This is a genomic window from Pseudomonadota bacterium (genome assembly GCA_026388275.1).
Lineage (GTDB): Bacteria > Desulfobacterota > Syntrophorhabdia > Syntrophorhabdales > Syntrophorhabdaceae > JAPLKB01.
In genome coordinates this window covers 25,195-37,663 of the sequence record JAPLKB010000035.1, presented here as the reverse complement: position 1 = coordinate 37,663, position 12,469 = coordinate 25,195, and the positions used below count along the sequence as shown (strand labels likewise).

General features: G+C 41.4%; 14 protein-coding genes. 5 read left to right on the top strand and 9 right to left on the bottom strand.

Features of this window, described 5'->3' with window-relative positions:
- Positions 1-203 precede the first annotated feature (203 nt).
- The gene (locus NT010_09830) at positions 204-1,184 is read right to left on the bottom strand and encodes a hypothetical protein (protein ID MCX5806347.1); all 981 of its coding nucleotides are present in this window, start codon (positions 1,182-1,184) and stop codon (positions 204-206) included.
- Positions 1,185-1,553: 369 nt separating this feature from the next.
- On the opposite strand from NT010_09830, the gene mltG reads away from it, so the two are divergent.
- The 5 genes from mltG to NT010_09805 all read left to right on the top strand — a co-directional run bounded on the left by mltG (position 1,554) and on the right by NT010_09805 (position 5,295).
- Positions 1,554-2,558, top strand: a complete 1,005-nt coding sequence (mltG, locus tag NT010_09825; protein MCX5806346.1) for an endolytic transglycosylase MltG — start codon at positions 1,554-1,556, stop codon at positions 2,556-2,558.
- 17 nt (positions 2,559-2,575) lie between these two features.
- The gene (locus NT010_09820) at positions 2,576-3,757 is read left to right on the top strand and encodes an acetyl-CoA acetyltransferase (GenBank protein ID MCX5806345.1); all 1,182 of its coding nucleotides are present in this window, start codon (positions 2,576-2,578) and stop codon (positions 3,755-3,757) included.
- Between the two features lie 4 nt (positions 3,758-3,761).
- Entirely contained in the window at positions 3,762-4,172 is a 411-nt protein-coding gene (locus tag NT010_09815; protein MCX5806344.1) for a Zn-ribbon domain-containing OB-fold protein, read from the top strand.
- Between the two features lie 703 nt (positions 4,173-4,875).
- The gene (locus NT010_09810; protein MCX5806343.1) at positions 4,876-5,037 is read left to right on the top strand and encodes a hypothetical protein; all 162 of its coding nucleotides are present in this window, start codon (positions 4,876-4,878) and stop codon (positions 5,035-5,037) included.
- A gap of 39 nt (positions 5,038-5,076) precedes the next feature.
- Complete coding sequence (locus tag NT010_09805; protein MCX5806342.1) at positions 5,077-5,295, top strand: hypothetical protein; 219 nt, start codon at positions 5,077-5,079, stop codon at positions 5,293-5,295.
- Between the two features lie 22 nt (positions 5,296-5,317).
- On the opposite strand, the gene NT010_09800 is transcribed toward NT010_09805, so the two are convergent.
- The 8 genes from NT010_09800 to NT010_09765 all read right to left on the bottom strand — a co-directional run bounded on the left by NT010_09800 (position 5,318) and on the right by NT010_09765 (position 12,448).
- Entirely contained in the window at positions 5,318-5,659 is a 342-nt protein-coding gene (locus NT010_09800; protein ID MCX5806341.1) for a hypothetical protein, read from the bottom strand.
- A 495-nt stretch (positions 5,660-6,154) separates the two neighbouring features.
- Positions 6,155-7,369, bottom strand: coding sequence for an MFS transporter (locus NT010_09795; protein MCX5806340.1), 1,215 nt, complete (start codon positions 7,367-7,369; stop codon positions 6,155-6,157).
- Positions 7,366-8,166 (bottom strand): ATP-dependent sacrificial sulfur transferase LarE, encoded by an 801-nt coding sequence (larE, locus tag NT010_09790; protein MCX5806339.1) that lies wholly within the window; start codon positions 8,164-8,166, stop codon positions 7,366-7,368. The genes NT010_09795 and larE overlap by 4 nt, the downstream gene beginning before the upstream one ends.
- A gap of 10 nt (positions 8,167-8,176) precedes the next feature.
- Complete coding sequence (gene rlmB / locus NT010_09785; GenBank protein MCX5806338.1) at positions 8,177-8,911, bottom strand: 23S rRNA (guanosine(2251)-2'-O)-methyltransferase RlmB; 735 nt, start codon at positions 8,909-8,911, stop codon at positions 8,177-8,179.
- Positions 8,895-9,617: an orotidine-5'-phosphate decarboxylase gene (gene pyrF, locus NT010_09780; GenBank protein MCX5806337.1), complete on the bottom strand. Its 723-nt coding sequence runs from the start codon at positions 9,615-9,617 to the stop codon at positions 8,895-8,897. Before pyrF ends, rlmB begins: the two co-directional genes overlap by 17 nt.
- 346 nt (positions 9,618-9,963) lie before the next feature.
- Positions 9,964-10,494, bottom strand: a complete 531-nt coding sequence (locus NT010_09775; GenBank protein MCX5806336.1) for a cob(I)yrinic acid a,c-diamide adenosyltransferase — start codon at positions 10,492-10,494, stop codon at positions 9,964-9,966.
- Between the two features lie 28 nt (positions 10,495-10,522).
- Positions 10,523-11,893 carry an RtcB family protein gene (locus NT010_09770; protein MCX5806335.1) on the bottom strand — a complete coding sequence of 457 codons (1,371 nt, stop codon included), beginning with the start codon at positions 11,891-11,893 and terminating at the stop codon, positions 10,523-10,525.
- A gap of 147 nt (positions 11,894-12,040) precedes the next feature.
- Positions 12,041-12,448 (bottom strand): archease, encoded by a 408-nt coding sequence (locus NT010_09765; protein MCX5806334.1) that lies wholly within the window; start codon positions 12,446-12,448, stop codon positions 12,041-12,043.
- Positions 12,449-12,469 lie beyond the last annotated feature (21 nt).

Genomic DNA, 12,469 nt, shown 5'->3' with positions numbered 1-12,469 from the left:
CAGTCCTCCTTCCGTAACCATCTTCACCGCTTCCTCTCTGAACTCCTTTGTGTAAACTGCATTGGGAATTCTTTTCATTTTGACACCTCCATTGTCGTATTGTACATCAACTTTGGTGTCTACTAAAAACATCTTACGTCAGTACTGCAAATGTAATTAATCTTTGAGGCTTTTCCAATAAGACAAAACATCCTGCAGCTCCTTTAAAATTTAATCTTTATCCCGATGTTCGGGGCTAAATTTACTACGTTATATTCAAAAACACCATTTTTTGACTGGTTGAATGCGGCGAAGCTGGAAAAAGTAAGAATAAGCCAGGGCTTGGGCTTATATGTTATTCCAAGCGAAACAGACTCATTGAAATCTTCACGGCCCTCCTCTTCATAAGGAATGTAGGAAACGCGAATACTTAAATCGACAGATAGTTTTGATGTAATGTCGATGTTATATCCTCCAACGGCAGAGTGATAGTCTCTTTGATATATTTTAGGGTCTGAAAAACCGAACTGGCTTGAATAACCTCCGTATAGATAGTGTGTCCGCGCCAGAGGAAATATTTTAAAAAAACCGAATGTTATAGTGTGGTTTCGAAAATACTCACCCGTCCCGTCCGCATCTGTGAGCCTGTTATAGTTATAGCGGCTGAAAACTGCCAGATTGGAAAGTTCCGGTATGGCATAAGAAAGTCCTGCCCCGATGTTCAAACTGTCAAAATTCATATCAGTAAACTTGTCATAACGAAACCATTGCTGAACAACGGTAATCTCTCCAAGCAGATTGGGACGTATTATGGGCTGGTATGAAACCCCGCCGGTTGTAACAATATAATTATCATCCTGCGGGTTGTTTTTTGTCAGCGCTACGTTGCTGGTCCAGTTCCATACAAGATTCCCGAAAACGGAAAAAGGTTCATATTCGGACTTTTGTTTGAGGATATATTGCTGCCCCAGTGCATCATCTCCGGGAGATGCAGGGGCAGTTGTGTCTTCAACCCCGGGCCTGAAAATTTCAGCGGTCCTGCGCCCTGGCTGTGAAAGTTCTTCAATGTCTGAAGGTTTTTCTGCTTCAATCCGGGAGCTTTCCGGGTAATGCTGTCCCCAGACTGGAGGGATAAATAAAATCCAAAATGTACTAAAGAGTGAAAGAAACATCAAAACCAGAGTTGTTCGAGTGAAATTTCTCATAGAATAAACCAAAATGTTTATGTTACATCATACAATATTATAGCCTTTTATAACAGGGGCTGACAAATATGGCTCGAAAAGTTAGTCTTTCCATATACAAGGCAGAAGCCCGTTGTTATGTCACATTAACTTTTACTGTTGAATCTTAATCAAAAATTGCTATAATACAGCGGATGTATAATAAATGAGCACGTTATGTCCTGACGCAGGAGAAAAAAATAGGCATTTCAATTTCCATTAAAATTATGGAATGAAAGATTTAGTAAAAATGAAGCCGGAAGGTCTTCGAAATGGCAAATTTAAAACATAAAAAGAGAAGAACCTTTCCTGACGTGATGACATTACAAATAATAACACACGGATACCTGGATGCCCGCAAAACATCATAAAAGAATAATTATAATTACAGCAATATTATTCCTGATAATGCAAACACTGATTTTTGGAAGTATCCCCATGAACACAGAAAATGAGCCTATTAATGTTGTTGTAAAGAACGGAATGAGTCTTTACAACATAGCCGGTCTTCTGAAAGATGACAACATAATATATTCATCCAATCTTTTTATGCTTTGCTCATTTCTTGCAGGAAGTAAGTTGATAGCGGGCGAATATGAGCTGAAAAGGAACATGTCCACCTTTGATATTATTATGAAAATGAAGCAAGGTGAGAGAAATATATATACATTGAAGATTATTGAAGGTTACAATATATATAATGTAGCAGAAACAATCCAGAATGCAAAAATTACTGGAAGAGATGAATTTATACGTCTTGCAAAGGACAAGGAATTTCTCGGGCGATTAAAAATCACTTCCGATTCCTTGGAAGGATATCTTTCACCGGACACATATTATTACAGCAAGGAGACGGATGTAGATAAATTTTTAGAAAAGATAGTTCAGAGAACTTTTAAATTTTTTGAAAGAGAAAATATACGGGACAAAATGCAAGAATTAAAAATGAATATTAACCAGACATTAACCCTTGCATCGATGATAGAAAAAGAAGCAAAAATGAAAGATGAAAAGCCTATTATTTCAGCGGTTTTTCATAACAGACTCAGGAAGAATATGTCTCTTGATTGTGACCCCACTGTAATATATGGAACAGGTGCATTTTTCAGTCCTATAACAAAATATGACCTTGTTACGCCTACTCCGTACAATACATATGTATTAAAGGGGCTGCCGAAGGGCCCGATTTGCAACCCTGATAAAAATTCAATTATGGCAGCACTTTACCCTGCACCTGTAGACTATCTGTACTTTGTCTCCAGAAATGACGGTACCCATGTCTTTTCAAAGGACATGAAAACGCATAACCGTTTTGTTACAATATACCAGAGAATCAAAAACACAAAAAAACAGTAAAAGAAGGAGGGAAGTTTATGGCAAAAGATGTAGCAGTTATTGGAGTTGGTCAGACTTCGTTTGTCCGGGGCTACGAAGGCTCGATCAGAGAATTGGCCTTTGAGGCTTTCAGAGAGGCGACACAGGATGCAGGTATCACGCAAAAGGATATTGCCGCTTCTATTTTTTGCTCAGCACCTGAATATGACAAGCAAAGATCACCCGCAGGCGTTCTGGCAGAGTATCTGGGACTCATTCCCCAGCCGACCTTTTATATTGAGACCGTTTGTTCATCAAGCAGCAGCGGCTTAAAGGTGGCATACAGTATGATTAAAGCCGGATTGCATGATGTGGTGGCTGTTGTCGGTTTCCAGAAAATGTCGGAAATTACATCTGCCGAATCACAGGAAAGAATGGGCCGTGGTGCTGATATCCAGTGGGAAGCTCCATTCGGTACTATGATGCCTGCCTATTATGCACTCTACGCACAGGCATATATGGCAAAAAACGGTTTAACGCATGATGATCTGAGAGACGTACGTATAAAATCAGGAACTTATGGTCAGACTAACGAGAGAGCCGTTTACCGTAAGGGCGTTAAGGCATCAGATTTCGATCCGAGTAATCCCGATGCCAGGATGGCAGGTGCTGTCGCATGGCCTCTGAGAGTCGGTGACGCATGTGCCAATGCAGACGGCGCTTCCTGCGTTATTCTGGCAAATGCAGAAAAAGCAAAAGCTTTTTCAAAGAAACCTGTATGGGTACTCGGTATAGGCGCCGCTTCCGAGGCAGTGAATATGGCCGCAAGACCGGACTTTGCCAAAGGCTTAAGCGTAGGTTACGGAGCAGCAGCAGAGGCATACAAAATGGCCGGCATAACAGCAAAAGATGTAAAAGTTGCTGAAGTACACGACTGCTTCACCATCGCAGAGATTATGGCATATGAAGGACTTGGATTTGCACCAATGGGCGACGGAAAGCAGCTTATCCGTGAAAAAGCCACATACAAAGAAGGCAGGATTCCCGTTAATGTCGATGGTGGTCTCCTCTCTAAAGGTCATCCAATCGGCGCAACAGGTGGATCGCAGATACGTACAATTGTTCTTCAGTTGAGAGACGAGGCAGGCCCCATGCAGGTACCGGGGAGTCCGGAAATAGGTCTTGTTCACAATGTCGGCGGCGTTGGCTTATATGGCAATGTCACAATCTTTGGGAGGTGATACGATGGGATTCGAAAAATTTGGAAGAAAGAGTTTTACGGCTATGACAAAGGTGTCAAAGTTCGTCGATTTGTTAGAAGAAGGAAAGGTAGAAGGTTCAGTGTGTAAACAGTGCGGCGCAAAGTATTTTCCGCCAAGGGCTGATTGTGCTGCATGTATGTCAAAAGATATGGATTGGTTTGAGATGCCGAAAAGCGGCAAGCTCGAAACATTCACAACCGCTTATTATGCACCTTTTGGATTTGAAAAGGATTGTCCATATATTATGGGTGTTGCTGATCTCGGCGGAATAAAGCTTTTTGCACGTCTTGCCGGCGATATTAAACCAGAGGATGCAAAAGTCGGAATGGATATAATGATCAGGCCGTTGAAGTATGATGATGGTCAGATGTCTTTTGAAATTGCAAAAGCTTAGATCCAAAAAAGTATATCCCGCCATCAATATTTTTCACTTGTGACGGGCAAAAAAATTATTAATAAAAAGGCTGCTTTCGGGCAGCCTTTTTATTATGCTCTGCTGTGATGTCGGGAGTCATAAGAGACAAATATATCAACTGTTACCTTGACATCCCGTAGGTTAGATATCTTCCGGATATTGGTCTGATATTAAGGTATGCGTGGAGTTCTGCTAAAATCACATTTCTGAAATTTAATACAATATTTTACTAAATTAATTTGATAATTTTCCGATAATTCTACCATGCAGAAAATATAAATCAAACAGAGGTGATCTGTGATATGCAGGAAATGTGAGTCGGAAATGTTGCCTGAATATGATTATACAAACAGAGTAAGGGTCCTTGTATGTTCCAACCCGAGCTGTTTGCATAGGGAATATCCTGATTATCCCCGCAGAAACGGCAACCAGGAAATATGCTATATATGCGGAAAAATATTTAGTTTTAATACGGATGAATTAGGAATTGTATGCCAGGAATGCAAAAAAGAAGTGAGAAGAAATAGAGGACATAGACAGAGCAGCATGGCATGTGAACGATGAGCCACTTCGATACAGGGGGCGGAGCATCTAACAGGAGATCTGATGTGTATAATGGCAGGTCGAAGGCATTCTATCCGACAGAAGATAAATGTATAAACACATCAGGAGGAACAGGCGCTTGAGAAAATTTTTAAAAAATGCCGTTTTAATAGTTATTTTTGTCATTTCAGCCATTGTTGCATTGTCTGGAATTATGGAAGCATCAGACAAAAACGACAGATGGGTATATATCTGCTATGATGTAAACCAGTCTGACATGAAATACTACTATGATTCATAAACCGTTACATATATTTCCGATAACCAGGTTGGCGTCTGGATGAAGATAGCTGCTTCAAACAAAAAACCGCAACTATTACATCTTGAAATCTCCTGCGCAAGCAACATGTTTCATCTTATGGAGGACTCAGTTGATTATTTATGGGGCAGCAGGATAAAAACATCTTATATTGCAGGAAGATGGATTAAGACCCCGCCCGACTCGGAAGTCTATCTCCTCAGCAAACTTGTCTGCAGAAACTTAGTAACTTCAAAGTAGATATCGGACAATCTGTGAAAGCTTATTGATCGTACTTCCTGGGCGGCATGTTTTTCTGTATTTCATCTATTTCGTCTTCTATATCCTTTATCTCTAAGTTGAATTTTGTGATTAAGTTTATCCTTTCCTTCAGATAGATGTCATCTTTACCCAATGTTTTCCCTATGGAAAGCTCATCGTAAACATGTTGGCCCATTTCTGTGTACAACTTTTGAATGTTCCTCTGAAGTTTTGTAATATCAACGTATTTTTTTTTGCCGATCTTTGCCTGTTTTTCAACATTAAAAGCTAAATCCTGTGCCGTCTCCTTCAGCGTCTTCAATCCTTCTTCAGTCTTTTTTTTGAGTTCATCAATCAGATCCATTTGCTTCCCCCTTATTTTATAGGCAAAACGGATATTTTATTTTGGTCTTATCCTTCCCGTTTCGCTGTTCTATTACCGGGACACCCGCAAGCGGGTACCCGGTCGCCCCCTCCACCAGCAAAGCTGTCGGAGCCTCCCCCTCTCGCTCACCTTGTGAGCTATTTATCACATTGACACTATGCACACCGGGCTTGCGTCGCCCCCTCTATCAGCAAAGCACGACCCGCAAGCGGGTACCCCGGCCTCCCCTTCTCGCTTGCTGTGCAAGCTATTTGTCATATTGATACCAATTCGCCTTCAATCATATAACTTCGTTGCCTCCTCTTCGCGCTCCTCGACGTACTGGTAGTACGCCTGCGTCGGCTCGTCGTCGTCGCCTTGTTCTATGCATGAAACCGAATTGGTATGACACTATGCACACCGTGCTTGCGTTGCCTCCCTCGTGAGTATAAGGCCATAAGATATATTACAATATATCTATGGGCTATTGAATTTTCAAGTAACATTAGGTTGTCCACCCCTGACGGTTTTTATTATGACAAAACCCAGAATGAAAAACAGGGCTACTGAAAAAACAGCAGGTCGTTGACTCCCTAAGGTCGACGAAAGATACCCGAAAACAAGCGGTCCCATTATTGCAGATGATTTACCGACAAGACTGTAAACGCCGAAAAACTCCGATTCCTTGCCCGGCAATACGAACTGAGTGTAAAAAGCCCTTGTTGCAGCCTGTACCGTGCCCAGTCCAAACCCCGCAATAGAAGCTATTATTGCGAACAAAAATTTTCCATGAACAAAAAATATGGCAGTTGTTATAGCAATCCATAAAATCAGGGAAAGCAGGATCACCTTTTTGGGTCCCCAGTAGTCAATGTATCTGGCCATAAAAAATACGCCGGCAAGGGCTGTAGCCTGCACAACAAGGTACATATAGATTAATTCTTCGGATTTAAAACCGAGGGTGGTTGCAGCAAAAATACTTGAGAATACTATGACGGTATTTACACCATCCTCATATATAAGGTAGGCTATAAGGAATCTTCTCTGATTTTTATTCTGCCACATCTTTTTTAACTGCCCCCATGTTTGGCTAAACCCTTCTATTGCCGAAATAAATATCTTTGTTCCGACCCTTGGATCTTTTGGAAGAAAAATGAAGGCAGGCAGAGAAAAAACGGCAAAAAATAGTGCTACCATAAGCCATATAATGTCAATCATTTCGTAGCGGACAAGCAAAAGCGCAAGAAGAAGCGAAAATATTGAGCCTGCATATCCAATCCCGAAACCCCATGCAGAAACTCTGCCCTGATGTGTCGGTTGAACAATTTCAGGCAGAAAAGAGTTATAAAAAACAAGACCGCCTTCCATTCCAATATTTGCAAGAACTATTAAAATAAACCCTTCTATGGCCATACCTTTGCTGAGAAAAGAAAAAAGAGCCACAGCAGCAATGCATAAAAGGGTAAGGAATAAAAGCAGTCTCTTTCGTATCTTTGCGTAATCGGCAATACCTCCAAGAAAAGGAGATGTTATAGCAACAATAGCCATGCTTACCGATATTGCTCTTCCCCACCAAACGTCACCCATGCCGGCAGAATTACCGACAATGACATTTGCATAATAAACAGGAAAGATTGTGGCTGCTATAACTGCTGAATAGCTTGAATTGGCAAAGTCGAACAAACACCATGATAGTATTGTTTTGTTCATATTACAATGTTCATGCTTCCGGTTTTATATCCTTCCAAATCAAGCGTTACATAAGAAAATCCATACTGTTTGAGCGCTTCTACTATGCCGGTTTTATTGGCCATAATTGTACCGAAATCCTCTCCTGTGACTTCGATGCGTGCAATATTCCCGTGATGCCTTACTCTTACCTGCCGTATTCCCAGACTTCGGATAAAATTCTCAGAGCGTTCTATTCTTTTAAGAACCTCAATGCTGATTGGTGTACCGTAAGGTATTCTTGATGAAAGACAGGCAAGGGAAGGTTTGTTGTGTGTCGGAAGAGAATATTTTTTTGACAGTTCCCTTATTTCATTTTTTGTAAGTTCAGCTGTCAGCAAGGGACTTAAGATATGCTGTTCAATGCAGGCTTTTCTTCCGGGTCTGAAGTCATCCAGATCATCGAGGTTTGATCCTTCTGCCACATGAAGAAAACCTCTATCCTTTGCTATTTCCCATGCCTTATTAAAAAGATGAGTCTTGCAGAAATAGCAGCGGGAGGTTGTATTTTGAATGAAGTTCCGGTCTTCCATCTCGGAAGTCTCTTCAATAATACATTCGGCTCCGATAATTTTTGAAAGACTCTTCGCTTCTTCTATTTCACTTTGAGGACATGCAGGAGACAATCCAATAAAGGCAATCACATTTTCTCTGCCGAGAATGTCTATACAAATCTTTAAAAGAAATGTACTGTCCACACCGCCGGAAAAGGCAACAACAACCTTTTGAATGCCCTTAATAATTTCTTTTAAGTTGTTTAATTTTTGTTCAATATTCATTTAGCCTGTATCAATTTATCTGAGCAGTAGCCCGTTGCCGTTTTACTTCGCAGACAGAAACGGCAAAGCAGGTTGCAACATTTAATGAAGAAAAGTTATCCTCAGTGGGGATTTTGACGATTTCATCACATTTCTCTCTTGTGAGTCTCCGCAAACCCTCTTCGCTGCCCAATACAAGGCACGCAGCACCCTGCAGATTTGTTTTCCATATTGGCATCGTTCCCTTTTCGTCGAGACCATAACAAAAAACACCGGTTTTTTTCAATGAATCAATGAATCGTGCAAGGTTGACAACTCTGACTATTTTTACATGCTCAATGCCTCCCCGGGAGATGTTCGCAACGGTTTGTGTAATTCCGCATGAGCGGTCTTTCGGGATAATGATTGCGTCTACTCCGAAACAGGCTGCGCTTCGCAAAATATTGCCAAGGTTCTGCGGATCATAGATGCCGTCAAGGGCACACAGGAGAGGGTTTTTAATATATTCAAGATCATGCAGAAACTTATCGGGATCTGTATATGAGATTTCATCCCTTTCAAGGCATATATGAGATTTTGCTTCAATGAATTTTTTAAAAAAGGTGTCTTTTGGAAGCACTTTGAAAGAGATGCCATGTTTCTTTGCCTCTTTAATGACTTCATCCGATACAGTCTCATAACCATGTTCTATCCAAAGTCTTTTGACAGTTTCCGGATGGTTTTTGATAAGCTCGATAATACTGTTTTTGTTAGTGAGGTAGGGCATCTTTGAGGTCTTCGCAGACTTTTTCAAGGAGGGATTGGGGGTTTTCACTGTCCATTATTGCTCTGCCGAGTACGATGTAAGTTGCGCCTAAAAGGATTGCATCTTTTGGTGTTATTGTCCTTTTCTGGTCGTCTTTTTTTGCTTCTATCCTTACACCGGGCGTTACGATGATAAAATCTTTACCGCACAGTTCCCTTATCATGCTGATATCTTCACCTGCCGCAACAACACCGTCAAGTTCAGCTTCCTTAGCAAGAAGGACAAGATTCCGGGCTAATTGAGATACAGGAATATCAATGCCCATGCGTTTAAGCTCAGTATCATCTATGCTTGTCAATACAGAAACGCCTATGATCTTAGGACGTTGCAGCTCAAGCCTTTTCGCTGCATTGAAAAGCGCAACCCTTGCGTCTTTCATCATGGTAAAACCACCGGATGCATGTACATTCAACATATCAACGCCTATCCTTGCCGCTTCAATAACAGCCTTTGAAACAGTGTTAGGTATATCGTGGTACTTGAGGTCTAAAAACACCTTGGAATTTTTCATGTTTATAAAATCTACAATCTTTGGACCACAATGTGTAAATAGCTGTTTGCCGACCTTGAACATCCCGACATGGTCTTTAAACTTTACAACAACTCTGCGTGCTTCCTCAAAATGTTCGACATCAAGAGCAAGGATAATTTTTTCCTTTGGATCCATATTATCTCCTGTCTAAAATCTATGCGGCAAGGTAAAATCTGTTGTTTCCGTTACTGCTGTTAACAACCTGTATGAATAAGGATTACCGACAATTGTTCAAGTTTGTTATTGAAACATATTTTATTGCCCCTCGGCTCTCATTCTCTGTAATTTGCCGCGAGGTGATTCTTTTCTTTTACTCTTTTTTTAAGAAGATGTAAAGATACCTTTGAAATATTTTCTGCATTTTTATCTTCATTTAATTGAATCACCCCGTGATAAACTACGGGGTATCAAGGACAATATAACAACGAGAGGTGAATTAACCCGCGGGGCAATCAAAATGTGGGGCAATCAAAATTTGGTATCAGTAGTCCAGCCCAAGTGTTGCTGCTGTACCTTCTTTGAATATATGCTTTACTTCTTTCATTTCTGTAACAATATCAGCTATTTTGATGAGTTCAGACGGCGCATCCCTGCCCGTTATAATCACGTGGAGCGCATTATCTTTCAGCTTGAGAAAACGAATCACACTATCAACGGGGAATAGCCCAAGACTCAATGCAACGGATAGCTCATCGAGAATAAGGATCTGGTATTTCTTTTTTGATAGCATCTCTTCCATAAACAGCCATGCATTTTCAACGATTTCCATATGCGGTCTCGGGTCGTCCCCTCTGAATACAAAGCCCATACCAAAGGGGTATATATCTATTTTTTGCAACATTGCCGGGCAGACCTTCTGCTCTCCTGATTTACCTTCTTCTTTCATAAATTCTATCATGAGCGTGTTCATGCCATGACCGCTTGCACGTAATGCAACACCGAGTGCGGCTGTTGTTTTTCCTTTACCGTCTCCAGTGAATACTACAATAAGTCCTTTCTTCTCTTTTTTCATAAATCCCCCATACTAATTCAACAGGCGTTCAGCCTTTTATAAGACCCAACGGCACAATTTTAGCGACCAGTCTGGAAATGCCTGCATCATGGACAACCCGAACAACTTTTGATACATCTTTGTATGCTTCCGGCATTTCTTCGACAAGTGTTGCCTTGCTTGCAGCTCTCACATAGATTCCCCTTGATTCCATTTCTTTCGAAACAGAACGCCCCTTAGATGTCTTTATTGCCTGGCTCCTGCTCATGACGCGTCCTGCACCATGACATGTGCTTCCAAAGGTCTCCTCCATAGCACGGTTTGTCCCGCAAAGCACGTAAGATGCCCGGCCCATGTCTCCCGGGATTAATACAGGCTGGCCAACCTCCATATATTTTTCAGGCAATGCGGGATTACCTGCCGGATAGGCCCTTGTTGCCCCCTTTCTGTGGACGCAAAGAGTTTTATTTTTATGCTTCTCTATCTTTGCGATGTTATGACACACATCATAAACGAGTGAAAGACCCATCTTGTTTGCGCTCATTCTGAAAACATGCTCGAATGTTTCTCGAACCCAGTGAGTGATCATCTGTCTGTTTGCAAATGCATAGTTTGCAGCAGATGCCATTGCTCCCAGATATTTCTTTCCTTCCGGCGATTCAACAGGTGCGCAACAAAGCTGTTTGTCGGGGAGGGTTATACCGTATTTTTCAGATGCTCTGAACATTTCTTTTATGTAATCGTCGCATATCTGATAACCAAGGCCCCGTGAGCCCGTATGTATCATGACTGTTACCTGGTCCTGAAACAATCCGAAAGTGCGGGCAATGTTTTCATCGTATATTTCTTTTATACAGCCGATTTCTACGAAATGATTGCCGGAGCCTAAAGTCCCGAGCTGATCCCTGCCCCTTTCGAATGCTTTGTCTGATACGTTGTCCGGCAATGCAAATCCAATCTGTCCCTCATCTTCAATGAACAATAAGTCATCATTTGTTCCGTATCCGTTCTCTGTTGCCCAGCGTGCACCTTTTTTAAGCACCTTTTTTAACTCATCTTTTGAAAGTTTGAAATCCTTTCTGTGGGATCCTACACCGCTTGGGATGTTAAGGTAAAGATTATCGACGAGGTCTTCTATCCTATGCCTGATATCATGAGCGCTCAGCACGGAGCGCATAAGCCTTACGCCGCAGTTTATATCGTAGCCGACACCGCCTGGAGAAATAATTCCTTTATCCGTATCGAATGCTGCTACTCCACCTATTGGAAATCCGTAGCCCCAGTGGATATCGGGCATTGCCATGGACATACCTTCAATACCGGGCAGGCACGCAACATTTTCGACCTGCTTGATGCTTTCATCAGTTCCCATAAGGCTAAGCAGTTCTTCATTAAGATAGACGAGCCCGTCCACAAGCATACGGTCATGTCTTTTTACCAGATATCTGTTGTCGTCAAGCTTTTTTAAACGTTCCCTCAGGTTTTCCATTATTTAAACCTCCTGCAATGAGCAGTTAGTGTTTTAGAGGAGAGGGTGTTTTGAACTCAAGATTCAGCATTGCATTTATTATACATCAATTATTACTGTTGCCTTAAGCATATCATATTTTTCTTCAATAGAAAAATTATGATATGTAACTGCCTTAACCTCTGCTTTTATGGCATCTCTTGAGGGATTATAAATCCCGCCGATTACAGTTCCCGTCAGCTTCCCCTTTTCTACTTTTAAGGACATGTCTTTTGGTATAAACCCTTCCGTATCCCATAGGTAGAGAAGTTCATTTAGAAAAACAACGAGAAGTCCCTGGTCATCAGTTATGTCAATCCTTTTGCCTTTCTCAGGCTCCATCTTTCCAGGTTTGACTATAAGCGAAAAAAGGGCCTCTACAGCATTTTTGTAGAGGTCCTCCATCGTTTTTCCATATATTTCAAATCCGACATCGGCCTCGTGGTCTATGGTTTTATAATGTTCCATATAAAAGCCTATGAGCCAGCA

Bases quoted from the DNA above. Each gene is read 5' to 3' on its own strand.
- NT010_09830 (MCX5806347.1), bottom strand. From the start codon at position 1,184: ATGAGAAATTTCACTCGAACAACTCTGGTTTTGATGTTTCTTTCACTC.
- mltG (MCX5806346.1), top strand. From the start codon at position 1,554: ATGCCCGCAAAACATCATAAAAGAATAATTATAATTACAGCAATATTA.
- NT010_09820 (MCX5806345.1), top strand. From the start codon at position 2,576: ATGGCAAAAGATGTAGCAGTTATTGGAGTTGGTCAGACTTCGTTTGTC.
- NT010_09815 (MCX5806344.1), top strand. From the start codon at position 3,762: ATGGGATTCGAAAAATTTGGAAGAAAGAGTTTTACGGCTATGACAAAG.
- NT010_09805 (MCX5806342.1), top strand. From the start codon at position 5,077: ATGAAGATAGCTGCTTCAAACAAAAAACCGCAACTATTACATCTTGAA.
- NT010_09800 (MCX5806341.1), bottom strand. From the start codon at position 5,659: ATGGATCTGATTGATGAACTCAAAAAAAAGACTGAAGAAGGATTGAAG.
- NT010_09795 (MCX5806340.1), bottom strand. From the start codon at position 7,369: ATGAACAAAACAATACTATCATGGTGTTTGTTCGACTTTGCCAATTCA.
- larE (MCX5806339.1), bottom strand. From the start codon at position 8,166: ATGAATATTGAACAAAAATTAAACAACTTAAAAGAAATTATTAAGGGC.
- rlmB (MCX5806338.1), bottom strand. From the start codon at position 8,911: ATGCCCTACCTCACTAACAAAAACAGTATTATCGAGCTTATCAAAAAC.
- pyrF (MCX5806337.1), bottom strand. From the start codon at position 9,617: ATGGATCCAAAGGAAAAAATTATCCTTGCTCTTGATGTCGAACATTTT.
- NT010_09775 (MCX5806336.1), bottom strand. From the start codon at position 10,494: ATGAAAAAAGAGAAGAAAGGACTTATTGTAGTATTCACTGGAGACGGT.
- NT010_09770 (MCX5806335.1), bottom strand. From the start codon at position 11,893: ATGCTTGTGGACGGGCTCGTCTATCTTAATGAAGAACTGCTTAGCCTT.
- NT010_09765 (MCX5806334.1), bottom strand. From the start codon at position 12,448: ATGGAACATTATAAAACCATAGACCACGAGGCCGATGTCGGATTTGAA.